Source organism: Sediminicoccus rosea, from assembly GCF_033547095.1.
GTDB classification, from domain to species: Bacteria; Pseudomonadota; Alphaproteobacteria; order Acetobacterales; family Acetobacteraceae; genus Roseococcus; species Roseococcus rosea.
This window is the reverse complement of the sequence record NZ_CP137852.1, coordinates 3,110,688-3,134,506: the sequence shown is the minus strand read 5'-3', so window position 1 is coordinate 3,134,506 and position 23,819 is coordinate 3,110,688. Positions and strand designations below refer to the sequence as shown.

At 70.3% G+C, this 23,819-nt stretch carries 30 protein-coding genes; 18 read left to right on the top strand and 12 right to left on the bottom strand.

Annotated features, from left to right (window positions below; all coding sequences use genetic code 11):
• Nucleotides 1-2 precede the first annotated feature (2 nt).
• The 10 genes from R9Z33_RS15200 (at nucleotide 3) to R9Z33_RS15155 (ending at nucleotide 6,952) form a co-directional block, all read left to right on the top strand.
• Nucleotides 3-776: a polysaccharide deacetylase family protein gene (locus R9Z33_RS15200; protein WP_318647424.1), complete on the top strand. Its 774-nt coding sequence runs from the start codon at nucleotides 3-5 to the stop codon at nucleotides 774-776.
• Nucleotides 773-1,711, top strand: a complete 939-nt coding sequence (locus R9Z33_RS15195; RefSeq protein WP_318647423.1) for a sterol desaturase family protein — start codon at nucleotides 773-775, stop codon at nucleotides 1,709-1,711. Before R9Z33_RS15200 ends, R9Z33_RS15195 begins: the two co-directional genes overlap by 4 nt.
• Before the next feature lie 81 nt (nucleotides 1,712-1,792).
• A complete protein-coding gene (locus R9Z33_RS15190) occupies nucleotides 1,793-2,269 on the top strand; it encodes an SspB family protein (RefSeq protein ID WP_318647422.1) in 477 nt (158 codons plus the stop codon).
• Between the two features lie 79 nt (nucleotides 2,270-2,348).
• Nucleotides 2,349-4,010 (top strand): fumarate hydratase, encoded by a 1,662-nt coding sequence (locus R9Z33_RS15185; protein WP_318647421.1) that lies wholly within the window; start codon nucleotides 2,349-2,351, stop codon nucleotides 4,008-4,010.
• Nucleotides 4,007-4,249 (top strand): DUF1272 domain-containing protein, encoded by a 243-nt coding sequence (locus R9Z33_RS15180; RefSeq protein WP_318647420.1) that lies wholly within the window; start codon nucleotides 4,007-4,009, stop codon nucleotides 4,247-4,249. The genes R9Z33_RS15185 and R9Z33_RS15180 overlap by 4 nt, the downstream gene beginning before the upstream one ends.
• Complete coding sequence (locus R9Z33_RS15175; protein WP_318647419.1) at nucleotides 4,246-4,467, top strand: hypothetical protein; 222 nt, start codon at nucleotides 4,246-4,248, stop codon at nucleotides 4,465-4,467. Before R9Z33_RS15180 ends, R9Z33_RS15175 begins: the two co-directional genes overlap by 4 nt.
• Entirely contained in the window at nucleotides 4,464-4,853 is a 390-nt protein-coding gene (locus R9Z33_RS15170; RefSeq protein WP_318647418.1) for a RidA family protein, read from the top strand. The genes R9Z33_RS15175 and R9Z33_RS15170 overlap by 4 nt, the downstream gene beginning before the upstream one ends.
• 4 nt (nucleotides 4,854-4,857) lie before the next feature.
• Entirely contained in the window at nucleotides 4,858-5,256 is a 399-nt protein-coding gene (locus tag R9Z33_RS15165; RefSeq protein WP_318647417.1) for a VOC family protein, read from the top strand.
• A 65-nt stretch (nucleotides 5,257-5,321) separates the two neighbouring features.
• Nucleotides 5,322-6,701, top strand: a complete 1,380-nt coding sequence (locus R9Z33_RS15160) for a class II fumarate hydratase (protein WP_318647416.1) — start codon at nucleotides 5,322-5,324, stop codon at nucleotides 6,699-6,701.
• Between the two features lie 2 nt (nucleotides 6,702-6,703).
• Nucleotides 6,704-6,952 (top strand): ribbon-helix-helix domain-containing protein, encoded by a 249-nt coding sequence (locus tag R9Z33_RS15155; RefSeq protein ID WP_318647415.1) that lies wholly within the window; start codon nucleotides 6,704-6,706, stop codon nucleotides 6,950-6,952.
• On the opposite strand, the gene chrA is transcribed toward R9Z33_RS15155, so the two are convergent.
• The gene (gene chrA, locus R9Z33_RS15150) at nucleotides 6,906-8,204 is read right to left on the bottom strand and encodes a chromate efflux transporter (RefSeq protein WP_318647414.1); all 1,299 of its coding nucleotides are present in this window, start codon (nucleotides 8,202-8,204) and stop codon (nucleotides 6,906-6,908) included. The two genes, R9Z33_RS15155 and chrA, sit on opposite strands and share 47 nt — an antisense overlap.
• Before the next feature lie 131 nt (nucleotides 8,205-8,335).
• Here chrA and R9Z33_RS15145 point away from each other — a divergent pair, with 131 nt between their 5' ends.
• Entirely contained in the window at nucleotides 8,336-9,292 is a 957-nt protein-coding gene (locus R9Z33_RS15145; RefSeq protein ID WP_318647413.1) for a LysR substrate-binding domain-containing protein, read from the top strand.
• A gap of 62 nt (nucleotides 9,293-9,354) precedes the next feature.
• Here the strand turns inward: R9Z33_RS15145 and R9Z33_RS15140 are convergent, their stop codons facing one another.
• The 8 genes from R9Z33_RS15140 to R9Z33_RS15105 are packed head-to-tail and all read right to left on the bottom strand — an operon-like array spanning nucleotide 9,355 to nucleotide 15,131.
• A complete protein-coding gene (locus tag R9Z33_RS15140) occupies nucleotides 9,355-9,654 on the bottom strand; it encodes a hypothetical protein (protein ID WP_318647412.1) in 300 nt (99 codons plus the stop codon).
• A 42-nt stretch (nucleotides 9,655-9,696) separates the two neighbouring features.
• A complete protein-coding gene (locus tag R9Z33_RS15135; protein ID WP_318647411.1) occupies nucleotides 9,697-11,421 on the bottom strand; it encodes an L-aspartate oxidase in 1,725 nt (574 codons plus the stop codon).
• Nucleotides 11,421-12,029 (bottom strand): fumarate hydratase C-terminal domain-containing protein, encoded by a 609-nt coding sequence (locus tag R9Z33_RS15130; RefSeq protein ID WP_318647410.1) that lies wholly within the window; start codon nucleotides 12,027-12,029, stop codon nucleotides 11,421-11,423. The genes R9Z33_RS15135 and R9Z33_RS15130 overlap by 1 nt, the downstream gene beginning before the upstream one ends.
• Before the next feature lie 11 nt (nucleotides 12,030-12,040).
• The gene (locus R9Z33_RS15125) at nucleotides 12,041-12,943 is read right to left on the bottom strand and encodes a fumarate hydratase (protein WP_318647409.1); all 903 of its coding nucleotides are present in this window, start codon (nucleotides 12,941-12,943) and stop codon (nucleotides 12,041-12,043) included.
• Nucleotides 12,944-12,952: 9 nt separating this feature from the next.
• A complete protein-coding gene (locus R9Z33_RS15120) occupies nucleotides 12,953-13,744 on the bottom strand; it encodes a sulfite exporter TauE/SafE family protein (RefSeq protein WP_318647408.1) in 792 nt (263 codons plus the stop codon).
• Nucleotides 13,734-14,069: a succinate dehydrogenase, cytochrome b556 subunit gene (gene sdhC, locus R9Z33_RS15115; protein ID WP_318647407.1), complete on the bottom strand. Its 336-nt coding sequence runs from the start codon at nucleotides 14,067-14,069 to the stop codon at nucleotides 13,734-13,736. The genes R9Z33_RS15120 and sdhC overlap by 11 nt, the downstream gene beginning before the upstream one ends.
• Nucleotides 14,062-14,400, bottom strand: coding sequence for a succinate dehydrogenase (locus R9Z33_RS15110; RefSeq protein WP_318647406.1), 339 nt, complete (start codon nucleotides 14,398-14,400; stop codon nucleotides 14,062-14,064). The genes sdhC and R9Z33_RS15110 overlap by 8 nt, the downstream gene beginning before the upstream one ends.
• Nucleotides 14,400-15,131 (bottom strand): succinate dehydrogenase/fumarate reductase iron-sulfur subunit, encoded by a 732-nt coding sequence (locus tag R9Z33_RS15105; RefSeq protein WP_318647405.1) that lies wholly within the window; start codon nucleotides 15,129-15,131, stop codon nucleotides 14,400-14,402. The genes R9Z33_RS15110 and R9Z33_RS15105 overlap by 1 nt, the downstream gene beginning before the upstream one ends.
• Nucleotides 15,132-15,220: 89 nt before the next feature.
• Here R9Z33_RS15105 and R9Z33_RS15100 point away from each other — a divergent pair, with 89 nt between their 5' ends.
• The 4 genes from R9Z33_RS15100 (at nucleotide 15,221) to R9Z33_RS15085 (ending at nucleotide 19,031) form a co-directional block, all read left to right on the top strand.
• Complete coding sequence (locus R9Z33_RS15100) at nucleotides 15,221-16,843, top strand: thiamine pyrophosphate-binding protein (protein ID WP_318647404.1); 1,623 nt, start codon at nucleotides 15,221-15,223, stop codon at nucleotides 16,841-16,843.
• A complete protein-coding gene (locus R9Z33_RS15095) occupies nucleotides 16,840-17,562 on the top strand; it encodes a GntR family transcriptional regulator (protein ID WP_318647403.1) in 723 nt (240 codons plus the stop codon). Before R9Z33_RS15100 ends, R9Z33_RS15095 begins: the two co-directional genes overlap by 4 nt.
• A gap of 60 nt (nucleotides 17,563-17,622) precedes the next feature.
• Entirely contained in the window at nucleotides 17,623-18,600 is a 978-nt protein-coding gene (locus tag R9Z33_RS15090) for a zinc-binding dehydrogenase (RefSeq protein ID WP_318647402.1), read from the top strand.
• Nucleotides 18,601-18,692: 92 nt separating this feature from the next.
• Nucleotides 18,693-19,031, top strand: a complete 339-nt coding sequence (locus tag R9Z33_RS15085) for a hypothetical protein (protein WP_318647401.1) — start codon at nucleotides 18,693-18,695, stop codon at nucleotides 19,029-19,031.
• On the opposite strand, the gene R9Z33_RS15080 is transcribed toward R9Z33_RS15085, so the two are convergent.
• The 3 genes from R9Z33_RS15080 to R9Z33_RS15070 are packed head-to-tail and all read right to left on the bottom strand — an operon-like array spanning nucleotide 19,015 to nucleotide 20,889.
• The gene (locus tag R9Z33_RS15080) at nucleotides 19,015-19,605 is read right to left on the bottom strand and encodes an SOUL family heme-binding protein (protein WP_318647400.1); all 591 of its coding nucleotides are present in this window, start codon (nucleotides 19,603-19,605) and stop codon (nucleotides 19,015-19,017) included. The genes R9Z33_RS15085 and R9Z33_RS15080 overlap by 17 nt on opposite strands.
• Before the next feature lie 59 nt (nucleotides 19,606-19,664).
• Entirely contained in the window at nucleotides 19,665-19,895 is a 231-nt protein-coding gene (locus R9Z33_RS15075) for a hypothetical protein (RefSeq protein WP_318647399.1), read from the bottom strand.
• Nucleotides 19,896-19,926: 31 nt separating this feature from the next.
• Nucleotides 19,927-20,889 (bottom strand): Bug family tripartite tricarboxylate transporter substrate binding protein, encoded by a 963-nt coding sequence (locus tag R9Z33_RS15070; protein ID WP_318647398.1) that lies wholly within the window; start codon nucleotides 20,887-20,889, stop codon nucleotides 19,927-19,929.
• Nucleotides 20,890-21,085: 196 nt separating this feature from the next.
• Between R9Z33_RS15070 and R9Z33_RS15065 the strand changes: the two genes are divergently transcribed.
• From R9Z33_RS15065 to R9Z33_RS15055, 3 genes are all read left to right on the top strand, one after another.
• A complete protein-coding gene (locus R9Z33_RS15065) occupies nucleotides 21,086-22,105 on the top strand; it encodes a cysteine synthase A (RefSeq protein ID WP_318647397.1) in 1,020 nt (339 codons plus the stop codon).
• On the top strand, nucleotides 22,102-22,746 hold the full coding sequence (gene cysE / locus R9Z33_RS15060; RefSeq protein ID WP_318647396.1) for a serine O-acetyltransferase: 645 nt from the start codon (nucleotides 22,102-22,104) through the stop codon (nucleotides 22,744-22,746). The genes R9Z33_RS15065 and cysE overlap by 4 nt, the downstream gene beginning before the upstream one ends.
• Before the next feature lie 82 nt (nucleotides 22,747-22,828).
• Nucleotides 22,829-23,812 carry a Bug family tripartite tricarboxylate transporter substrate binding protein gene (locus R9Z33_RS15055; protein ID WP_318647395.1) on the top strand — a complete coding sequence of 328 codons (984 nt, stop codon included), beginning with the start codon at nucleotides 22,829-22,831 and terminating at the stop codon, nucleotides 23,810-23,812.
• Nucleotides 23,813-23,819 lie beyond the last annotated feature (7 nt).

Genomic DNA, 23,819 nt, shown 5'->3' with positions numbered 1-23,819 from the left:
TCATGATCACGCGCCGTGTCCTCGGGCTGGGCGCCGCCGCCTCCGCCGCGAGCCCCGCCGCCGCGCAGCTGGCCCGCCCGCCCATCGCGCGCGCCTGCGCCGGCACGCTCTACCTGACGATCGACACCGGCTGGTCGCGCGAGGCGGAGGTGATCGCGGCCAGCATGGCGCGGCACGGCGTCCGCGCCACGCTCTTCATCGCCAATGAGCCGACGCATCGCGGCGACCGCAACCTCGACCCGGCCTGGGCGCCCTTCTGGCGGGCGCGGGCGGCGGAGGGGCATGTCTTCGCGAGCCACACCTGGCGGCACTGGTATTTCCGCGGCGATCCCGCGCCAGGCCGCGTCACCTATGCCTCCCGCCGGAACGAGGGGCATGAGGTGCTGGACCAGGCCGGCCTCTGCGCCGAACTGGCGCGCCCGATCGAGGCGCTGCGCGCCATGGTGCCCGAGGCACAGGTGCTGCCGCTCTGGCGGGCGCCGGGCGGCATCGTCACGCCGGGCGCGGTCCGCATGGCGCAAGCCTGCGGCCTGCGCCACCAGGGTTGGACCGCCAATGGCTTCCTGGGCGACGAACTCGCATCCGACGCGCATCCCAATGCCGCGCTGCTGCGGCAGAACCTGAGCCGCATCCGCGCGGGCGAGGTGCTGGTGATGCATTGGGGCGTGCGCTCCCGCCGCGAGCCCTTCGGCCTCGTCTTCGACCAGCTTCTCACCGGCCTGCTGGAGCGTGGCTTCTGCTTCGCGCCCCTGCCGCCCGAGGGCATAGCCCGATGATCAGTGACGCCTATGACCGCCTCACCGGATGGCTCTTCGAGGCCCTGCTCCAGCCCCTGATGTATGAGCTGGGCCTGATGGACTGGGCCGACGAGGCCTTCCACTGGATGGACTTCTTCATCTTCGGCGTGATCCAGGTGATGGTCGTCGCCGCCGTCTGCCTGCCGCTGGAGCGCTGGCGCCCCGTCGAGCATTGGGAGAGCCAGCGCCGCGTCTGGACCGACGTGACCTACACGCTGCTCACCCGCCTCGGCATCCTGCCCATGCTGGGCTTCATCCTCTTCTTCGCCGCCTCCGCCCGGATCGAGGGCTGGATCGCCGATAGCGGCTTCGTGCCGCCCACGCTCGAGACCTTCCTGCCCTGGCTGCGCGAATGGCCGCTGGTGGCGCTGGCCTGCTACATCGTCATCCTGGATTTCGCGGAATACTGGCGCCACCGCTTCCAGCACCAGTTTGGCTGGTGGTGGGCGCTGCATTCCATCCATCACGCCCAGACGCAGATGACCTTCTGGACGGATGACCGCAACCACGTGCTGGATGACGTGATCGCCGCCGCCTGGTTCGGCATCATCGCCGTGCTGATCGGCGTGCCGCCCGGCCAGTTCCCCATCATCCTGCTGGTGCTGCGCCTGGCCGAGAGCCTCAGCCACGCCAATGTGCGCCTCGATTTCGGGCGGGTGGGCGAGCGGCTGCTGGTCAGCCCGCGCTTCCACCGCCTGCATCACGGCGTGCTGAGCGTGGGGCAGGCGGGCAAGAACTACGGCGTGCTGCTGCCGGTCTGGGACTGGATGTTCGGCACGGCGGATTTCAACCGCGCCGCCTATCCCCGCACGGGCGATCCCGGCGCGCCGCGCGCCTATGTCGCGGGCGGCTGGCTGGCCCAGCAGGCGGCGGGGCTGCGCGAGGTCTGGCGCGCCTTGCGGGCGAGGGGATAGGGCTGGACCCTTCGCTTCCTTCCCCAAAGCGTCGCACCGCCATATGGTGGCCCGAGAGACAGGACCCCGCACAACACCCCCATGAGCACCCCCGAGAGCCAAATCCCCTATGAGAGCTGGGCCGCCCGCGCATTGCGCGGCGTGGCGGTGGACGCGCTGGAATTCGCGGCCCGCGAGGGCCTGCCCGGCGAACATCACTTCTACATCTCCTTCCGCACCGACCATCCGGGTACGCAGATCCCGGCGCATCTCAAGTCGCGCTACCCGCATGAGATGACGATCGTGCTGCAGCACCGCTTCTGGGATCTGATGGTGGACCGCGTGGCCGAGCGCTTCTCGGTCGGCCTCTCCTTCTCGGGTGTGCCCTCGGTGCTCTCCGTGCCCTTCGGCGCGCTGACCGCCTTCCAGGACCCGCACGCCAATTTCGGCCTGCGCTTCGAGCCGGACGAGGCGGAGCCCGTTCCCGAGGCCGCGCCCGAGCCAGAGCCGCCGCCCGCCGCGCCGGCCGAGACGCCGCAGGTCGTCAGCCTGGACGCCTTCCGCCGCAAGCGGGATTAGCCAGGTCACCCTTTGGGCGGGATGACGCGGGCACCCGCGCGCGCTATGGATTCGGCAACAACAGGATGCCGAGGCCGCCATGCCGCTTGATGCTGATCACGCCACCCCCGCCCGCCCGCCGGGCTTCGCCTTCAGCACCATGTTCCCGCTGGCCGAGGACACGACGCCCTACCGCAAGCTGGATATCCCGGGCGTCTCCACCATCGAGGTTGAGGGCAAGAAAGTCCTCAAGGTGAAGCCTGAGGCGCTGGTGGAACTGGCGCGCGTGGCCTGCCATGACGTGTCGCACCTGCTGCGCCCCGCGCATCTCCAGCAGCTCGCCAATATCCTGAAGGACCCCGAGGCGAGCGCGAATGACCGCTTCGTCGCGCTCGACCTGCTGAAGAACGCGAACATCGCGGCGGGCGGCGTGCTGCCCATGTGCCAGGATACCGGCACCGCCATCGTCTTCGGCAAGAAGGGCCAGCGCGTCTGGGTCGAGGGCGATGAGGAGGAGGCGCTGAGCTACGGCGTGGCGCGCACCTACACCGAGACCAACCTGCGCTATTCGATGATGGCGCCGATCTCGATGTATGAGGAGGTGAACAGCGGCAACAACATGCCGGTGGAATTCTCCATCATGGCCGCCCCGGGTGAGCACCATGCCGACGAGTTCCACCTGATGTTCATCCTCAAGGGCGGCGGCTCGGCCAACAAGACCTTCCTCTATCAGCAGACGCGCGCGGTGCTGAACAGGCAGAAGCTGCTCGCCTTCATCGAGGAGAAGGTGAAGACGCTCGGCACCTCCGCCTGCCCGCCCTATCACCTCTCGGTCGTCATCGGCGGCACGAGTGCGGAGCTGAACCTGAAGGCGGTGAAGCTCGGCAGCACCAAGTGGCTGGATGGGCTGCCTGGCCGCGGCGACAAGTCCGGCCACGCCATCCGCGACCATGAGCTGGAAGCCGAGATCCACAAGCTCACGCAGAATCTCGGCATCGGCGCGCAGTTCGGCGGCAAGTATTTCTGCCACGATGTGCGCGTGATCCGCATGGCGCGGCACGGCGCCTCGCTGCCCATCGGCATCGGCGTCTCCTGCTCGGCGGACCGCCAGATCAAGGCGAAGATCACGCCGGAGGGCATCTTCCTCGAGCAGCTCGAGACCGACCCCGCGCATTACCTGCCCGAACACACGGATGACATCCTGGGCGGCGAGGTCGTGAAGATCGACCTCAACCAGCCCATGGACCAGATCCGCGCGACGCTGACGAAGTACCCCGTGAAGACCCGCGTCTCGCTCACTGGCACCATCGTGGTGGGCCGCGACATCGCGCATGCGAAGCTGCAGGAGCGGCTGGATGCGGGGCAGGGGCTGCCGCAATACATCAAGGACCACCCGATCTACTACGCCGGCCCCGCCAAGACGCCGGACGGCATGGCGACCGGCAGCTTCGGCCCCACCACGGCCGGCCGCATGGACAGCTATGTGGAGGCCTTCCAGAAGGCGGGCGGCAGCCTCGTGATGCTCGCCAAGGGCAACCGCTCCAAGGCCGTCCTGAACGCCTGCAAGACCTATGGTGGCTTCTACCTGGGCTCCGTCGGCGGCCCGGCCGCGCGGCTCGCGCAGGATTGCATCAAGAAGGTCGAGGTCCTGGAGTATCCGGAGCTGGGCATGGAGGCGATCTGGAAGATCGAGGTCGAAGACTTCCCCGCCTTCATCGTGGTGGATGACAAGGGCAACGACTTCTACGAAGGGCTTGAATGATGCTCGCCCTCCGGCCCAATTGCGAATGCTGCGATCGCGACCTGCCACCGGAGAGCCCGCTCGCCCTCATCTGCACCTATGAGTGCACCTGGTGCCGCGACTGCGCCGAGACCAAGCTCGGCATGACGTGCCCGAATTGCCAGGGCAACCTCGTGCCGCGGCCCATCCGCCCGCCCGCCATGCTGGCGAAGCACCCGGCCAGCACCGAGCGGAAGCACCGCCCCGAGCGCTGCGCGTGACGGGCTTCCGCTTCCTCATCGCGCTGCGCGAGCCGGGCCTCGGCCCGCTCTCGGACGAGATGGCGGAGCTGGACGGCGTCCCCGCAATCGGCCATCGCCTGCGCGTGCGCCTGCCCGATGGCACGGCCGATCTCTTCATCGCCGAGATCATCTGGTTCCATTCGCCCGGCGCGCTCTCGCCCTCGGGCCAACTCATCCTCACAGGACACCGGCCATGACCCGCATCCGTCTCTCCTCCGGTTCCCGCTTCGAAGAGGAAATCGGCTATTCCCGCGCCGTCGTGGATGGCGACGACATCTGGGTCTCCGGCACGACCGGCTACGACTACAAGACCATGACCATCGTGGATGACGTGGCCGCCCAATGCGACCAGACCTTCCGCAACATCGCGGAAGCCCTGGCCAAAGCCGATGCCACGCTGGACGATGTGGTGCGCGTCATGTTCATCGTGCCCCGCCGCGAGGATTGGGAGCCCTGCTGGCCCGTCATCAAGAAGCACCTCGGCAAGGCCCGCCCCACCTCCACGCTCATCCATGCCGGCCTGCAGACGGATGCGATGCGCATCGAGATCGAAGTCACCGCCCGCCGCCAGAAGAAGGCCTGAGCCCATGCGCTTTTCCGTGGACCGCCTGGATCACCTCGTCATCACCGTGAAGGATGTGGAGATCAGCGCCGCCTGGTACCAGCGCGTGCTGGGGATGGAGCGGGCGGAGTTCGGGCCGCATCGCCGCACCTCGCTGCGCTTCGGCGGCCAGAAGATCAATCTGCGCCCGGTGGAGGCCACGCAGGCCGAATGGTGGTCCGGCCCCGCGACGGCGCCGGGCGGGCAGGATCTCTGCTTCATCGTCACTGTCAGCGCGCCGCAGGTGGTGGAGCATCTGCACCGTTGCGGCGTCGCGGTCGAGCAGGGGCCCGTGCCGAAGGACGGCGCGCTCGGCCCCATCACCTCCGTCTATTGCCGCGACCCCGACCAGAACCTCATCGAGATTTCGACCTACAGCGATTGAGGGCCCAGGAAACCGATGCCCTGGCGCGGCGTTTGAGGGGCGACGCCCCTCAAGGAGAGACCCTCATGCGCACCGAAACCGACAGCCTCGGCAGCATCGAAATCCCGGCCGACCGCCTCTGGGGCCCGCAGACCGAGCGCGCGCGCGCGCTCTTCGCCATCGGCAGCGAGCGTTTCCCGCCGCTGCTCATCCGCGCCATGGGCCAGCAGAAATGGGCGGCGGCCGAGGCCAATGCGCGGCTTGGCGAATTGCCGCTGCACCTGGCCGACCCGATCCGCCAGGCGGCGAACGAGATCATCCAGGGCGCGCGGGACGAGGAGTTTCCGCTCACCATCTGGCAGACGGGCTCCGGCACGCAGACCAACATGAACGCGAACGAGGTGATCGCGAACCGCGCGAACCAGCTGCTCGGCCAGCCGCTCGGCGCGCGCGAGCCGGTGCATCCGAATGACCATGTGAACCTCGGCCAGTCCTCCAATGACAGCTTCCCGACGGTGATGCACCTCGCCGCCGCGCAGGCGGTGCAGTTCCGCCTCAGGCCCGCGCTGGAGACGCTGGCGACCGCGCTGAACGACCGCGCGGAGGAATGGGAGGGCATCATCAAGATCGGCCGCACCCACCTGATGGATGCGGTGCCGGTGACGCTCGGCGGCGAATTCATCACCTACGCGCGCCAGGTGATGCATGGCGTGGCGCGGCTGGAAGCCTGCATGCCGCGCCTGCTGCAACTGCCCCAGGGCGGCACGGCGGCCGGCACCGGCCTCAACCGCCACCCGGAGTTCGACACGGTGTTCTGCGAGGTGGTCGGCACGCGCATCGGCCTGCCCTTCACCCCGAACCCCGACAAGTCGGAGGGCATGGCGGCACATGACGCGCTGCTGGAGCTGCATGGTGCCATGAACACCGTCGCCGCCTCGCTCATGAAGATCGCGAACGACGTGCGGCTGCTGGGCAGCGGCCCGCGCGCGGGCCTCGCCGAACTGATCCTGCCGGAGGAGGGGCTCTCCAGCAGCATCATGCCGGGCAAGACCAACCCGACCCAATGCGAGGCGCTGGCCATGGTCTGCGCGCAGGTGATGGGCAACCAGGTGACGGTCACCATCGGCGCGAGCCAGGGCCATCTGGAGCTGAACACCTACAAGCCCGTCATCATCCAGGCCGTGCTGCAATCGGCCCTGCTGCTCGCCGATGCGGCTGAGAGCTTCGCCCGGAACATGGTGGCGAAGCTGGCACCCAACCTGCCGCGCCTCGCCGAGAACCTCGCCAAGTCGCTGATGCTGGCGACCGCGCTGAACCCGCATCTTGGCTATGACAAGGCCGTCGCCATCGCCAAGCTCGCCTTGCATGAGGACCTGACGCTGCGCGAGGCGGCGCTGCGCCAGGGCGTGGCGGCGGAGGAGTTCGACGCCTGGGTGCGGCCTGAGGCGATGCTGAAGCCCGCCTGACCATGCGCCACCTGCTCAAGCGCAGCCTGCGCCTCGCCGGCCACGCCACCTCCATCGCGCTGGAGCGGGAATTCTGGGCGGTGCTGGAGGGCGAGGCCGCGCGGCGCGGCGTCACGCTCGCCGCGCTGGTGGCCGAGCAGGACGCGGCCCGCACCGAGGCGGATCAGCCGTTGGCGAGCCGTTTGCGCGTCTTCGCGCTCGGCCTCAGCCAAGCCCGACCAGGCGCAGCACCAGACCCGCACCCGCCGTGACCCCCAGCACCGTCACCACGCCGAGCTTGAGGCGGAAGAGGCAGATGCCCGCCAGCACGGTGAGCAGCAGCGCCGCCGGCTGAAGGCTCCAAGGGTCGGGCCAGATGCCCTCCATCCGCGCGAAGAGAACACGCAGCGAGAACCAGAGCGCCAGGTTGGCAATGACGCCCACGACGGCCGCGGTCACCCCCGCCAGCGCGCCCTTGAGGCGCGCCATGTCATGCAGCTTCTCGATATAGGGCGCGCCCAGGAAGATCCAGGCGAAGCAGGGCAGGAAGGTCACCCAGAGCGTGAGCCCGGCCCCCGCCACGGCGCCCAGCGCGCCCGAATCCCGCCAGCCGGCGAGAAAGCCCACGAATTGCAGCACGAGGATGAGCGGCCCCGGCGTGGTCTCGGCAAGGCCGAGGCCCGCCAGCATCTCGGGGGCCGAGAGCCAGCGGTAATGCTCCACCGCCTCCTGCGCCACATAGGCGAGCACCGCATAGGCGCCACCGAAGGTGACCACCGCCATCTTCGAGAAGAACCAGCCGATATCGGCGAAGACGCCGCCCACCGGCATGAGAAGTGCGACCGGCCAGAGCCAGAGGGCCAGCGCCACCAGCCCCGCCCGGCGCGCCAGCGGCGCCATGGCGGCGATGCGGCCCGGATCCGCGGCCAGCGCCGCATCGAGCGCGGCCGGCCCGCCCTCGCGCGGCTTGCCATGCACGCCGGCCGCGAAGGCCTGGGGCAGGGCATAGCCGATGGCGGCGGCCGCCAGCACGACGACGGGGAAGGGCAGCGCCAGCACGAAGAGGGCGAGGAAGGCCGCGATGGCCAGCGCCCAGGGCAGGGCGCCCTTCAGCGCGCGCTTCGCCACCTTGATCAGCGCCTCCACGACCAGGATCAGCACCGCGCATTTCAGCCCGAAGAACAGGCCCGCGATCAGCGGCACGTCACCCAGGATGGCGTAGATGAAGGAGAGCGCCAGCATCACCAGCGCCCCCGGCAGCACGAAGAGCAGGCCCGCCGCGATACCGCCCTTCACCCCGTGCATCAGCCAGCCGAGATAGGTGGCGAGTTGCATGGCCTCCGGCCCCGGCAGCAGCATGCAGAAGTTCAGCGCGTGCAGGAATCGCCGGTCGCTCACCCAATGGCGCTCATCCACCACCTCGCGCTGCATCATCGCGATCTGCGCGGCGGGCCCGCCGAAGGAAAGGCAGCCGATCCGCGCCCAGACGCGCAGCGCCTCGGAAAAGCTCGGCAAGGCGCTCATGCGGGGTGTCCTGTCGGCGGGTGGCGGGGCGTTACGCCTCACCCGGCGCGGCCCTCCCGTCAAGCGGCACTTGCGGCCCGGCCCTCCCTGGCGAATGCTGCGCCCCTGGCCAGCACCCTTGGGGGAATCGCATGAACCTCGCCGGATTGAGCCTGCGCGACCTGGAATACATCACGGCGGTAGCCGAGCACCTGCATTTCGGCCGTGCCGCCCAGGCCTGCGGTGTCAGCCAGCCGACACTCTCCGGCCAGTTGCGCAAGCTGGAGGAGTTCCTGGGCGTCGAGATCTTCGAGCGCAGCCCGCGCGGCGTGCTGGTGACTCGCCGCGGCGAGGAGGTGGTGGCCCAGGCCAAGCGCATCATCAGCGAGGCGCGGCGCCTGTTCGAGGTGGTGCGCATCGGCGCCGAGCCGCTGACCGGCACGTTGCGCCTGGGCGTGATTTCCACCCTCGGCCCCTATCTCGTGCCCTTCCTGCTCAAGCCGCTGCGCGCCCGCTACCCGGAGCTGAAGCTGCTGCTGACCGAGGGCCACACCCGCGTGCTCGTGCGCCAGCTGGAGGAGGGAGAGCTGGACGCGCTGCTCGCCACCAGCCCGATCGGCGACAGCGAATTGGTGGAGCTGCCGCTCTTCCGCGAGGAGCTGGCGCTGGCCGTCCCGCGGGACCACCCGCTGGCCCAGGTGGAGGCGGTGAACCCCGACGACATCCCGGTGCCGGAGCTGATCCTGCTGGCCGAGGGCCATTGCCTGCGCGACCAGGCGCTGGAGCTCTGCCCGTCGCGCCTGCGCGAGGGCTCGGCCGAATTGCAGGCGGCGAGCCTGGAGACGCTGCGGCAGATGATCGCGGCCGGCAGCGGGGTGTCCTTCATGCCGCAGCTCGCCATCCAGGTGGGTGCGCTGCTGGATGACATGGTGGCCTATCGGCGCATCGCGGGCGGGCAACACATGCGCGACGTGGCGCTGTTCCACCGCCCCAGCTTCGGCCGCATCCGTGACATCCGGCTGCTGCGCCAGAGCATCGGCGAGATCCTGGCCGAGCAGAGCGCGGTGAAGGTGCACAAGCCCGGAGGGCGGGCGCGCGAGAGCGCCTGAGCGCCGTCAGGCGGCGGCCAGGGCCTCAAGGACCTCATGCAGCGGCCAGGATCCTGAGGGCCTCAAGCGGCGGCCAGCCTGGGCGCCAGGTGCTGGATCAGCGCCGTCGTGCAATCCGCCTGGTCCCGGCAGGCGCCTTCGGCGCGGGTGAGCAGTTCGGGCAGGCGCTCCGCATCCTGCTGGCGGGCGAGGCAGGCCGAGGCCTCGCGCAGCGCCACCGTCGTCTCCCGCACGGCTCCGGCGAGGCGGAGGACAAGATCGGCAAGCTGGTCCGCCTCCTCGCGGGGCAGGCTGGGCCGGCTGTTCACCAGGGCCTCGAAGAGCAGCGCGTCGGGCGAGGGGGATGAGGGGTGCAGGACCATGGCACAAGACTGCGCCGCCCCTGCTTGAGAAACCCTTAACGCCTACTCCGCGGCGGCTGCCAGCAGGCTCTCGCCGGGCTTGAGGCGCGTGAATTGCACCGCGCGCCAGTCGAGCTTCACGCGGCCCGCCTCCAGCGTCACGACCGTGTGGCTCAGGCCCTTCGCATCCTCGTCCGTCTGCGGGAAATCCTCGCGCCAATGCGCGCCGCGGCTTTCGCAGCGCGCCTCGGCGGCGGCGACGATGGCGCGGCTGGTCAGCACCAGGCTTTCCAGGTTCAGCCAATCCGCCCAGGAGAGGTTGAAGCCCCGCGCGCCATCCTTCACGCCGGATGCGCGCAACTCGGCCTCGATGGCATCGAGCCCCGATGCCGCCTCGGCCAGGCCCTTCGCATCGCGCAGGATGCCGGCCTTGTCCCACATGAGTTCCGCCAGCGCGTCGCGCAAAGGGTTGAGCGGGCGAGCGGGCTTGCCGAAGGGGGCCAGCGCCGCATCCTGCGCTGCGCGCAGCGCCTCCTCGTCAGGCGCTTCCAGCGCGCCGTGCTTCGGCACCCAGGCGGCCATCGCATCGCCCGCGATGCCGCCGAAGACGGTGGAATTGGCCACCCCATTGCCGCCCAGGCGGTTCGCGCCATGCACGCCGCCCGTGTCCTCGCCCGCGGCGAAGAGGCCGGGCAGCTCGGTGCTGCCATCGGCGCGGAAGACCACGCCGCCCATCATGTAATGCGCCGTCGGCACCACGGGCACGCGCCCGCCGGCCAGGTCGAAGCCCATATCGGCGCAGCGTTCCACCATGCCCTTGAACTGCTTCGCCACATTGGCGGGGCCAAGATGACCCATCTCGATCCAGAGCCCGCCCTCGGCGTTGACGCGGCCCGCCTGGATCTCGCGCTCCATGGAGCGGGAGACGATGTCGCGCGTGGCGCGTTCGCCGCGCGGGTCGTAATTGTGCATGAAGCGCTGGCCGTCGCCATTCAGCAGATAGCCGCCGGCGCCGCGCAGCCCTTCCTCGATGATGGTGCCTGTCATCCGCGTGCCGGGGCCGGCCAGCACGCCGGTCGGGTGGAACTGCACCATCTCCATGTCGCGCAGCGCGAGGCCCGCGCGCAGCGCCATCGCCATGCCGTCGCAGGACTTGTCGCCCGAGGGCGTGTGATACTTGTACATGGTGGGCCCGCCGCCGGTGCCCAGCAGCACCGCCTTGGCCTGCACGAAGACGAAGCCGCCCCGGCGGATGTTCAGCAGCAGAACGCCCGCAAGCCGCGATCCATCGCGCGAGCGGATGAGCGAGACGGCGCGGTGTTCCTCCAGCCGCTCGATCCCGCGCGCCCAGGTCTGCTCGGCGAGGCGGTTGATGATCTCGATGCCGGTCAGGTCGCCCTTGTGGACCGTGCGGTCGAAGGTCTGCCCGGCGAAGGCCTTCTGGTGGATGGTGCCATCGGCGTTGCGGTCGAAGAAGCAGCCCCAACGGTTTTCCAGCTCACGGATGCGGCGCTGCGCCACGGTGACGAGCGTCCAGGCCAGGTCCTGGTCATTCAGCCATTTCCCGCCATCCAGCGTGTCCATGAAATGGCGCTCCGCGGAATCCCCCGCGGCGAGGGCCACATTGTAGCCGCCCTGCACCATGCGCGTGCAGCCGGATTTCCCCAGCAGCCCCTTCACCGCGACGGTGACGCGGAGCTCGGGGTTGGCGGACTTGGCGTGGAGTGCCGCGAGCAGCCCGGCGCCGCCGGAGCCCAGCACCAGGATGTCGGTCGTGATGCGGTCCATCAGCCGGCTCCGAGCTTGGCGAGGACGGCGGCGCGCCGCGCTTCCACGCTGGCCTGCACGTCGCGGTAGAGGCTGCCGCCATGGCTGTCCATGCCGACGATGAGCGGCCCGAAATCCTTGATGGCGAAGCGCCAGAGGCTCTCGGGATTCAGGTCATCCATGTCCACATCCTCGATGGCGGCGATCCAGGTGGTCTCCAGCGCCGCGGCCCCCCCGATGACGGCGAGGTAGCATCCGCCCAGTTCCTGGAAGGCCTTCGCGGATTCCTCGCGCAGCCCGCCCTTGCCGATGATGATCCGGACCCCCTCGCGCTCCATCAGCGGGCGCGTGAAGCGCTCCATGCGGTCGCTCGTCGTGGTGCCGATGCACACGGCCTCATAGCCCGCCTGGTTGGTGCCGGAGGGGTCCACCTTGCGGACGTTCGGCGCGGTGTGGATCACCGCATGGCCGTTGAGGTCGAACCGCGTGCGGCGGCCGCGGTCGAACATGTGGATCTGCGTCGCATCGCGGATGCCGAAGAGCGTGTCCTGCAAGGTCACCGTATCGCCCGCGCGCAGCTTGCGGATGTCGGCTTCGGTGCAGGGCATGTGGAGGACGTGGTGGGCCATGATGCGCGCTCCTAGAATCCGATCACCACGCCCTCGGGCGTGAAGGTGGCGCTCGCGCGCCGCGCCGAATGGCACTGCACATTCACCGCCACCGGGTTCATCGTGATGTGCGTGGCCGCCACCTCGACATGCACGGCGAAGGCGGTGCTGTCCCCGCCCAACCCCTGCGGCCCGATGCCGAGCGAGTTCACCGCCTCGCTCAGCTCCACCTCCAGCTTCGCCCCCTCCGCATCCGCGCAGACCGAGCCGAGGGGCCGCGTCGCCGCCACCTTGGCGAGATGCATGCACAGGTCGCTCGTGCCCCCCACGCCCACGCCCAGGATGGTCGGCGGGCAGACCTTGCCGCCCGCCTTGATCGCCGCATCCACCACGAAGCGCTTCACGCCCGCGAGGCCATCCGCCGGGATCAGCATCTGCAGGAAGGACCCGTTCTCCGAGCCACTGCCCTTCGGGATCATCTCGAGGCGCAGGGTGCGCGGCGTCTCCACGAAATCAATGTTGATGACGGGCACATGCGCCCCGCAGGAGGTGTGCGCGTTCACCCGCGTGATGGGATGCACCACGGAACTGCGCAGCGGGTGCTCGCGCGTCGCGCGCTCGGTGCCGCGCGCGATGGCCTGCTTCAGCGCCCAGCCATCCAGCTCCACGTCGCGGCCGATCTGCACGTTGAAGATGGGGATGCCGGTGTCCTGGCAGAGCAGGTTCTCGGTGCGCTCAGCGACGGCGATGTTCTCGATCATCGTGGCGAGGACGGAGCGCGCGAGGCCGTCCGTCTCGCTCGCATCCAGGCGGAAGAAGCCCTGCTTGATGTCGTCGGGCAGGATCTTCAGCGCGCGGATGTAGAGGAGCTTGGCCGCTTCCTCGATCGCGTCCGGGGTCACGCGCAGCTTCTCGGGCGGGGGGATGACGGACATGGCGTTTCCTCAGAGGAGAAGGGAGAGACCGGAGACGAGCAGCAGGCTGAGCAGCACCAGGCGGAAGCCTTGCGCCGGCAGGCGCCTGCCTGCGCGCTGGCCGGCCCAGGTGCCGAGCAGCAGGGCAGGGACGGCGGTGGCGGTGAGCAGCATCGCCTCGGGCGTGAAGAAACCGGTGAAGGCGAGGCCGATGACGGTCAGCGCCTGCATGATGGCGATGAAGGGCTGCATCAGCGCCCGGGTGTCCTGCGGCGGCATGCCCTGCATGTCGGCCCACATGCCGACCAGCGCGCCCACATAGCCGCCGATGCCGCCCAGGATGCCCGAGGCGAAGCCGATCGCCGCGTCGCTCCGTGGCGTAGCGCGCGCACCCGGCGCCTTGAGCCGCAGGGCGAGGCGGGCGAGCGCCGGATTGGCCGGCAGGCCCGAGCCGAGGGCGAGCCGCAGCACCGCGATGCGTGCCAGCGTGTAGCCGGCATAGAGCACGAGCAGCGCGCCGACGCCGGCCACGATGGCCCGCGCCGGGCCCAGCGCAAGAATGGCGAGGCCCATCGGCAGGCCGAGCGTGGCGGTGCCGACATAGAGCCACAGCCGCTGCCAGGGGATGTGGTCGCGCACTGCCCAGGTGCCGATGCCCTGCACGATCAGGCTGCCCATCACCAGCACCGGCGCCACCAGCGCGGGGGCCATGAATTGGAGCAGCACGGCCGCACCCACCAGCACGAAGGCGAAGCCCGCGATGCTGGCGCAGAAGGCGGCGAGCAGGCTGCCCGCCGAGATAAGGAGCGCCTCAGCCCACATTGAGCAGGAACAGGATGCCGGCGGCGATGGCGACACCGGCCGAGGCCGCCACCATGTCCTTCTGCCGCGCCCGCCAGCCGAGGAATTCCAGCGCCATCACGCGCAGCCCACCGGCGAGATGCACGGCCAGCAGCACGACGAGGCCCCATTCGGCAAACTTGAACAGCGCATTGTCGGTCCAGCGCAGGAAGCCCTCCAGCGCCGCCTCGCCCGAGATGGCCTGGCCCAGCGCCCAGAAATGCAGCGGCAGGAACAGCGCCAGAAGCAGGCCCGAGACGCGGTGGATCACGAAGGCGACATAGGTCGGGTGGCGGCGGTCAGGCATGGTAAAGCCCCCAGGCCGCGCGGATGCCGAAACCCGCCGTGACCAGGCCGATGCCGAGCCAGAGCGCATCCACCGCGCGGCCGCGCAGCCCCAGCCACTCGCCCGCGATGTTCCGCAGCCCGATCGCGCCATGCAGGCCGGCACACAGCGCGAAGAGGACGTAGAAGCCGAACCAGAGCTCCGCGCCGCGCGTCCGCGCCAGGATCTCGGCCGCCGACAAGCCGCCCCGGATCGCCAGCATGATCGTCACCAGATGCACGATGACGGCGAGGCCGAGGAAGCCCGCCGTGATGCGTTGGATGGCCCAGAGCCGCGTGCCCGCCGCGCGCATCAGCGCCGCCCCAGCAGGCTGTCCCAGAAGATCGTCCGCTTCAGCCCGGCGATGGCCGAGGAGGGGTCGAGATTCTTCGGGCAGCGTTCCGTGCAGGATTGCGTGGAGTGGCAGGAATGGCAGCCGGCATCGCCGCTCACCGCATCCAGGCGCTCCTTGTTGCCGCCGTCGCGCACGTCATTCACCAGGGTCCAGGCGCGGTTCATCGCGGCAGGGCCAAGATAGTCCTGGTTCCAGGCGACGATGTCGCAGGAGGCGTAGCAGACGCCGCAGCCGATGCACTCGATGCCCGCATCCGCCTGCTGGCGCTTCTTGGAGGCCGGCGGCACCACGGCGAATTCCTCGGGCACCGCGCCATCGGCTGCATCCTTCGGCTGGAACTTGCCCCCGGCGCGCGCCCATTTGTCGAAGAAGGGCGCCATGTCGGTCGCGAGGTCACGGATCACCGGCAGGTTCGCCAGTGGCCGGATCTCCAGTGTCTCGCCAGGGCTCGCCACGCGCTTCACATGGGTGCGGCAGGTCCAGCGCGCGCGGCCATTCACCTCCATCGCGCAGGAGCCGCACATGCCGACGCGGCAGGCGAAGCGATAGGCCAGGTCCGGCTGCTGCTCGCGCTGGATCTGCGTCACCACGTCGAGGATGGTCTGGTTCTCGCGCGCGGGCACCGCGTATTCGGCGAATGCGCCGCCCTCGGCGTCGCCGCGCCAGATGCGGACCTTCAGATCGGCCATCGCTGTTCCTCCCGATGCCACGATCCTGCCCCGGTCTTGTATAAGACACAAGACCTGTGCAAGCTGGCCGAAAGGGCAGGAGACGCATCATGCAGCACGAGATCCGCGGCGCCGACATCCTCTGGGGCGCCTTGAAGAAGGGCGGCGTCACGCGCGTCTTCAGCCTCTCGGGCAACCACATCATGCCGGTCTATGACGCGGCCTTCGGCGAGGGCATCGAGATCATCCACGTCCGGCACGAGGCGGCGGCCGTGCACATGGCCGATGCCTGGGCGCGGCTGACGGGCGAGGTCGGTGTCGCGCTGGTGACCGGCGGGCAGGGGCATTCCAACGCCGTGGCCGGCCTGCCGACCGCGCTGGCGGGCGAGGTGCCGATCCTGCTGCTCTCGGGCCATGCGCCACTGAACGAGCTGGGCCTCGGCGCCTTCCAGGAAACGCCGCAGGTCGAGATGGCGGCCCCGCTGTGCAAGGCCGCCTGGCTCGCCCAGAGCACGGCGGGCCTTGCCGATGACATTGCGCGCGGCTTCTCCATCGCGCGCAGCGGCCGCCCCGGTCCCGTGCACATCTCCCTGCCGACCGACGTGGTGGAGGCCAAGGCCACGCCGAAGCTCCCGCAGGAAGCCGCCTACCTCGCGGCACCCATGCCGCTCGCTGCCGAGAGCGCGGCCGCCATCCTCGCTGCGATCGCGGGCGCGGAGCGTCCGCTCCTCGCCGCAGGGCCCGCGCTGAACACGCCCGATGGCCGGCGCGCCCGCGCAGCCCTGGAGGCCGCGCTCGGCCTGCCCATCGCCCTGATGGAAAGCCCGCGCGGCCTGGGCGACCCCTCGCTCGGCGCCTTCGCCGAGATGCTGGCGCAATCCGATTGCGTGGTGCTGCTGGGCAAGCCGCTCGACTTCACGCTGCGCTTCGGCCGCGTGCCCTTCGTGAGCGAGACCGCGCGCTGGGTGGTGATCGAGCCCGACGCGAAGCTCATGGCGCGCGCCGCGCAAGGGCTGGGTGGGCGCCTCGCGCTCTCCGCCATGGCCGCGCCGCTGGAGGCGATGGCCATGCTGGCCGCGCATGCGAGGCCGCATGCCAACACCGGCTGGGCTGCCGCCCTCGGTGAGGCCATCGCGCATCGCCCCAAGGCCTGGGAAGCGCTGGCCGGCAAGCCGGGGGGCCCCGTGCATCCGGCGACGCTGGGCGCGGCGCTCCGCCCCTTCATCACCGCGGACACGGTGCTGGTGGTGGATGGCGGCGAGATCGGCCAATGGATGCAGGCCTGCCTTTCGGCGCCCGAGCGCGTGATCAATGGTGTCGCCGGTGCGATCGGCGCGGCCCTTCCCTTCGCCGCGGCCGCCCGTGCCGCGCGCCCGGCGGGTCGTGTGCTCGCCATCTGCGGCGATGGCACCTTCGGCTTCCACATGGCCGAATTCGACACCGCGCTGCGCCATGACCTGCCATTCGTGCTGGTCGTCGGCAATGACGCGAAGTGGAACGCCGAATACCAGATCCAGGCGCGCGACTACGGCGCCAACCGCACCCATGGCTGCGAGCTCGCGCCCGGCACGCGCTATGACCTGGTGGTGAGCGGCCTTGGCGGCCATGGCGAATTCGTCGAGCGCGGCGAGGATCTTGCCCCCGCCCTCGAGCGCGCCTTCGCCAGCGGCAAGCCCGCCTGCGTGAACGTGCTGATCGAGGGCCTGCCGGCCCCCAATCTCCGCCGCGCATGACAACACTGGCGCGCGCGCCCCTTTACGCACGCGCCGAGCAGGAGCTGCGCGCGCGCATCGCGGCCGGTGAATGGAAGCCGGGCGAGGCGCTGCCGACCGAGGGTGCGCTCGCCGCGCAGCTCGGCATCAGCCAGGGCACGCTGCGCCGGGCACTCGGCGTGCTGGAGGCGCAGCGGCTGATCGAGCGCCGCCAGGGCATCGGCACCTATGTGACCCAGGCGACGAGCGAGCGCGCGCTCTTTCACTTCTTCCGCGCCGAGGCGCTGGATGGCGGGCGCCTCACCCCCACCAGCCGCCTGCACCGGCTGGAGCGTGCCCCGGCCACACCCGACGAAGCCCGCGCGCTCGCGCTGCCGCGCCGTGCGCGGGTGCACCGCTTCACGCGCCAGCGCTTCCTCGGCCGCAGCTCGCCCATCGTGGAGGAGATCGCGCTGCCAGAGGCGCTGTTTCCCGGCTTCACGCTGCCCATCGGTGTCGAACTCAGCGATGAGCTCTATGTCCATTACCAGCGCCACCACGGCATCACGGTGATGCGCGTGACCGAGAAGCTCGCCGCCATCGGCGCGCCCGCCGATGTGGCGGCGCTGCTCGGCCTCGCTGCCGATGCGCCGGTGATGCACATCGCACGCGTCGCGTATGACGTGATGGACCGCCCGGTGGAGCGCCGCCTCTCCTGGATCGAGACCGGCGCGCTGCGCTACGCGATCGAGCTCCGCTAGCCCTCTCGTTCCACGCGCGGTTTGGGATTAGCCTCCGCGCCGAATCCCAGGGAGCCCGCCATGAAAGCCGCCATCGTCACCGCAGAAGGCCTGAAGCTGCAGGAGGTCCCCGTGCCCAAGCCCGGGCCGGAGCAGATCCTCATCAAGCTGCGCGCCATTGGCCTGAACCGCGCCGATCTCGGCGTGGCGGCCGGCCACGCGCATGGCGCGGTGGGCGGCATCGGCGCCATCCCGGGCCTGGAGGCGGCCGGCGAGATCGTCGAATGCGGCAGCGCGGTGCCTGCGCATCTCAAGCCCGGCATGCGCGTCATGGGCGGCATGGGCGCCTGCTACGCCGAATACGCCGTCGCCGATTGGGGGCGCGTGAACCTGGTGCCCGACACCAACATGCCCTGGGAAGTGGCGGCGACGCTGCCGGTCGCGCTGCAGACCATGCACAATGCGGTCGTCACGCACGGGCTGTGCGGCCCGGGCTCGGCCATCATGATCCAGGGCGCCTCCTCGGGCGTCGGCCTGATGGGCCTGCAGATCGCGCGCCTCATGGGCGCCTCCGTCATCGTCGGCAGCTCGACCAATCCCGAGAAGCGCGCGCGCCTCGGCGAGTTCGGCGCGACGCTGGCGGTGGACACGAACGACCCCGCCTGGGTGAAGCAGGTGCTGGACGCGACGGGCGGCCGCGGCGTGGATTCCGTGGTGGACCAGATCAGCGGCCCGCTGGTCTCGCAGACGCTGGCGGCGACGCGCATCCTGGGCCGGATCATCAATGTGGGCCGCCTGGGCGGCGCCGTCGCGGACTTCGACTTCGACCTGCATGCCGCGCGCCGCATTTCCTATATCGGCGTCACCTTCCGCACCCGCAGCAACGAGGAGGTGCGGGAGATCGTCCGCCTCATGCGGCAGGACCTCTGGGCGGCGCTGGAGGCGGGCAAGCTGGCGCTGCCGCTGGATCGCGTCTTCCACCTGGACGAGGTGCATGACGCGCTGGCGCATATGAAAGCGAATGCGCATTTCGGGAAGATCGCGATGGTGACGGGCTGACCATCGGCGCCGCCTTGCCCCGGCATCGAAGTTGCCGATTGGCAGCCGGCCGGGGCAGGGGTTAACAAGACCTGACTCGCGGGAGTGACACCATGCTGCGCCTTCTGCCCCTCGCCATGCTCCTGGCCCTGCCGCTCTCGGCGCAGGCGCAGCTTGCCAACTACTGCAACGGCCGCCTGCAGCTGAACGACACGACCACCCAGGCCACGCCCTCTGGGATGGAATACTACGCCACGGTGCGGAACATCAGCGGGGCCGTGGTCTCCGCCAATGTGCTCTACCGGGGCGCGCTGACCGACAAGGTCTCCGGAAATCTGCGCTTCAATCCCGGCACGGCGACGCGCATCCGGCTGGGTCGCCAGACGCCGGGCAGCCCGCGCCTGCTGCAGAACCAGATCATCCAGGACCTGCTGGTCAACAATTGTTCCTGACCGGCAGCCAGACCTCGCTGCGGCGCAGGTTCGGGATGGTCCAGGGCGGGTCGTAGAACCAGGCGCCGCCCGTGCCGCTGGGAAGCCAGCAGCCGCCCTCGAGTGCGGCCGCGAGGCGCGCCTGCGCCGCCGCCACCGCCTCCGCGCCCGGCAGGCCCGAGAAGCGCAGCACGGCCAGCTCCGCCTCGGGCAGGGTCACGATCGTGATGCGCGGGTCGCGCGGGCGGGGCAGGGTGGCCAGCGTGTAGCGGGCCGGCATGAAGAAGCCGATGCGCCATTCCCCGGCGCCGCCGGATTGCGCGACCGGCGCTGTCATCCCGATCCGCTCGCTGCTCGCCGCGTTGCTTCCTTGGGCCACGGGGGCCGTCATGCCGATGCGCTCGCTGGCCGTGTTATCGCCGAAGATATAGGCGGCAAGCGGCCGGAAGGCGGCGCTGCGGGCGCTCACCTCGTCCCCCGTGACCGTCATCTCGGCCACGAGGCGCGGCGCATAGCGGCGGATCTCCACCTCGCCTGGGGCGGGGCCCAGGCGGGCGATCACGGTGAAGGGTGGTTCCTCGGTGCCGTCGCGCATGCCGAAGACGGAGCACGCCCCGAGGAAAGGCGCCAGTAGCAGGGGCAGCAGCCGCCGCCTCATCGTTCGAAGCGCAGCATGATGGCCACCCCCAATTGCACCGAGCTGAAGGTCAGCGCGCAGAAGAACCAGAGCAGCAACAGCGGCAGCGGGTGCTCGGAGGAGCGCACCAGCAGGCTGCCCAGGCCCAGCGGATCAGCCCAGAGGATCGCCGCCATGAACACGGCCGAAAGTCCCATGCCGATGCCGACATGGGAGAGGTAGAAGCGGAGCTTCGGCGTCTCAGTCACGCCCCGGGATGTGGCCCCGGGGCGGCGATGTTCAATCGGGCTGCATGCCGGTGCGGCGGATCAGCGGCGCCCAGCGCTCGGCATCCTCGCGCAGCTTGGCGGCCAGCGCCTCGGGCGGCGCATCCACCGGCTCGATGCCGAGCGCGGCCAGACGCTCCCGCACCTCGGCGATGCGCAGCACCTCGCCCACGGCCTGGTTGATGCGCAGCACCGTCGCGGCCTCCGTGCCGCGCGGCGCCACCAGCCCATGCCAGCCCGAGACGGCGATGTTGGAGACGCCGGCCTCGGCCAGCGTCGGCACGTCGGGCAGGGCGGCCGTGCGCGCGCCGGTCGAGACGGCGAGGCCGCGCAGGCGCCCGGCCTGCACATGTTGCGTGACGGCGCCGATATTGATCATCACGCCCTGGAGCGAGCCGCCCAGCAGGTCATTCACCGCCAGCGCGCCGCCGCGATAGGGCGCATGGGTCCAGCGGGTCTCGGTCGCCTGCTGCAGCTGCTCGATCAGCAGGTGGGAGAGGCTGCCATTGCCCGGCGTGCCGACGGCGATGGGCTGGCGGCGGCTGAGCGCCACGAAATCGGCCAGGCTGGCCGCCGGGAAATCCGCCTTCACCACCAGGATCTGCGGCACCGAGGTGACCTGTGCCACGGCCGCGAAATCCTCCACCGGGTCGAAGGAGAGGCGGCGGAACAGGCCCTTGTTGATGGACAGGCTGTCCGAGCCCGCGATCAGCGTCAGGCCATCCGGCCGGGCGCGGGCGCCCAGTTCATAGCCGATATTGCTGCCGGCACCGGGGTGGTTCTCCACCACGATGCTCTGGCCGAGCACGGGGCCCAGGTGGCGGGCGATGAGCCGGGCCACGATGTCCTGGCTGCCGCCCGGCGCCACGGGGACGATGAGGCGGATGGGGCGGTCGGCTTGCGCCCAGGCGGAGGTGGCCAAGGCGGAGGTGGCCAGGGCGAGGGCGGGGAGGGCAAGGATCTGGCGGCGGTTCATGGGGATCTGCTCCAGGCGTCGGGAAATACCCGGCGATGTCGTGGATTAAATACGTCAGTTGATCGTGAGATATGGAGCCAATCATCGTTCGTCAACGTGAAATGCGCCGCACCGTCGCATGATACCCCCGCGCCCCGCGCATTGCGCCGGGGAAACCCCTTGTTTCACGACACAACCGGGATGATATGCAACCGCCATGAACGCCATCACACCCGCACCCGTCCCGGGCCTCCTCGGCGCCATCGGGAACACGCCGCTCATCCGCCTCGGGCGCGCCAGCGCCGCCACGGGCTGCGAGATCCTGGGCAAGGCCGAATTCATGAATCCCGGCGGCTCGGTGAAGGATCGCGCGGCGCTCGCCATCATCCAGGGGGCCGAGGCACGGGGCGAGCTCCGCCCGGGCGGCGTCATCGTCGAGGGCACGGCGGGCAACACCGGCATCGGCCTGACGCTGGTCGGCAATGCGCGCGGCTACCGCAGCGTCATCGTGATGCCGGAGACGCAGAGCCAGGAGAAGATCGACTTCCTGCGCATGATCGGCGCCGATCTCCGGCTGATCCCGGCCAAGCCCTTCAAGGACCCCGGCAACTACGTCCATTATTCACGCCGGCTGGCGGAGGAATTGAACGCGGCCGACCCCGGTTCCGCCCTCTGGGCCAACCAGTTCGACAATCTGGACAACCGCGAGGGCCATCGCCGCACCACTGGCGCCGAGATCATCGCCCAGGCGGGCGGCCGGGTGGATGCCTTCACCTGCGCCTGCGGCACCGGCGGCACGCTGGCCGGCATTGCCCTGGCGCTGAAGGCGCATGACGCCACCACCCGCGTGGTGCTGGCCGACCCGATGGGCTCCGCCCTCTACGCCTGGCGCAAGACCGGCACGCCCGAGATGAGTGAGGGCGGCTCCATCACCGAGGGCATCGGCCAGTCCCGCGTGCCCGGCAACCTGGAGGGCGCGCCGATCGATGACGCGCTGCAGGTGACGGATGAGGAGGCGCTGGAACAGGTCTTCGACCTGACACTGCATGAGGGGCTGTGCATCGGCGGCTCGGCCGGCATCAACGTCGCCGCCGCGGTGAAGCTGGCGCGGATCATGGGGCCCGGCCACCGCATCGTCACCATCCTCTGCGACGGGGGCGCGCGCTACCAGTCCAAGCTGTTCAACCCGGAATTCCTGCGCTCCAAGGGCCTGCCCGTGCCAAGCTGGCTGGCATGACCCTCGAGATCATCGAACTCGGCCGCTCGATCCGGGAGCGGGACCCGGCGCGCCCCTCCTGGCCCGAGGTCATCTTCTCCTATCCCGGCCTGCATGCGGTGCTGTGGCATCGCCTCGCGCACCGGCTCTGGACGCTGGGCCTGCGCGGCCTGGGCCGCTTCACCTCGCATCTGGGGCGCATGCTGACCGGCATCGAGATCCATCCCGGCGCGAAGATCGGCCGGCGGCTCTTCATCGACCACGGCATGGGCGTCGTCATCGGCGAGACGGCGACGATCGGCGATGACGTGACCATCTATCACGGCGTGACGCTGGGCGGCCTCTCGCTCAAGGCGGGCAAGCGCCACCCGGATGTGCTGGACGGCGCCATCCTCGGCGCGGGGGCCCAGGTGCTGGGGCCGATCACCGTGGGCCGCGGCGCGCGCGTCGGTGCCAATGCAGTCGCCGTCGCCTCCGTGCCGGACGGCACGACGGTGGTGGGCATTCCCGCCCGTTGCTCCGGGCCCGACTGCCCCGAGGTGGTGACCGTGGGCTATGGCCTGCCCGCGCAGGAAATCGACCCGGTGGGCGAGCGGCTTGCCGCGCTGGAAGGCGAAATGCGCGCGCTGCGCGTGGCCCTTGAGCAGCGCCGCGCCAGCTGAGCGCGGCGCTGTGTGAATTTTGGGTAAACATCCCGCGAATCCCGGTCTATCGTCGCCGCCCCAGCCAGGAGATTTCACGCCCGTGACCACCCGCTTCACCCGCCGCGCCGCGCTGGCCGGCGCCGGCCTCCTGCCGGCCGGCCTCGCACTTCCCGCCCTCGCGCAGCCCGCCTGGCCGACGCGGCCCGTGCGCATCGTCGTTCCCTTCGCCCCCGGCGGTTCGGTGGACACCATGGCGCGCGCCATCGCCACCCGCATGGCCGAGCGCACCGGCCAGACGGTGACCGTCGAGAACCGCGCCGGCGCCAATGGCACGGTGGGCGGCATCGGTGTCTCGCAATCGGCGCCGGATGGCTACACGCTGCTCGTCTCGGCCTCGGTGCAGACCATCGCGCGCCTCGTCATGCGCGCCCCGGGCTACGACCCGCTGACCGACCTCAAGCCCGTGGCCCGCGTGGGCGAGGGGCCCTGCCTCATGGCGATCAACCCCAGCCGCCCGCAGACCACCATGGCGGAGATGGCCGCCGCCATCCGCGCCAATCCGCGCGAATGGTCGGCCGGCGTCTCGGCGCTCGGTTCCGCCGGGCACCTCGCCTCCATCGAGTTCGTGCGGCAGATCGGCGCCGACGTGACCTTCGTGCCCTATCGCGGCACCGCGCCCATCCTGGTGGACCTGCTGGGCGGGCGCCTCGGCTTCAACACCGACCCGATGCTGGCCATGCTGCCGCCGGTGCGCGCGGGCAGCCTGCGCGGCATCGCCCTCACGGCCCCGCAGCGCAGCCCCGCCGCGCCCGAGATCCCGACCACGGCCGAGGCCGGCTTTGCCAGCGTGGATTCGCATTCCTGGTGGGCCATCTGGGGCCCGCCGCGCCTGCCCGAGGGCATCATCGCCCAGATCAACGCGCAGGTGGAGGCGATCATGGGCGAGGAGGCGATCCGCAATCGCCTCACCGGCCTTGGCATCGTGCCGCTGTTCCAGGCGGGCGCGGCGCTGGACAGCTACATCGCGCGCGACTTCGACAAGGCGCAGACCCTGCTGCGCCTCGCCCGCGTCGAGCCTGAGTGACGCTCCG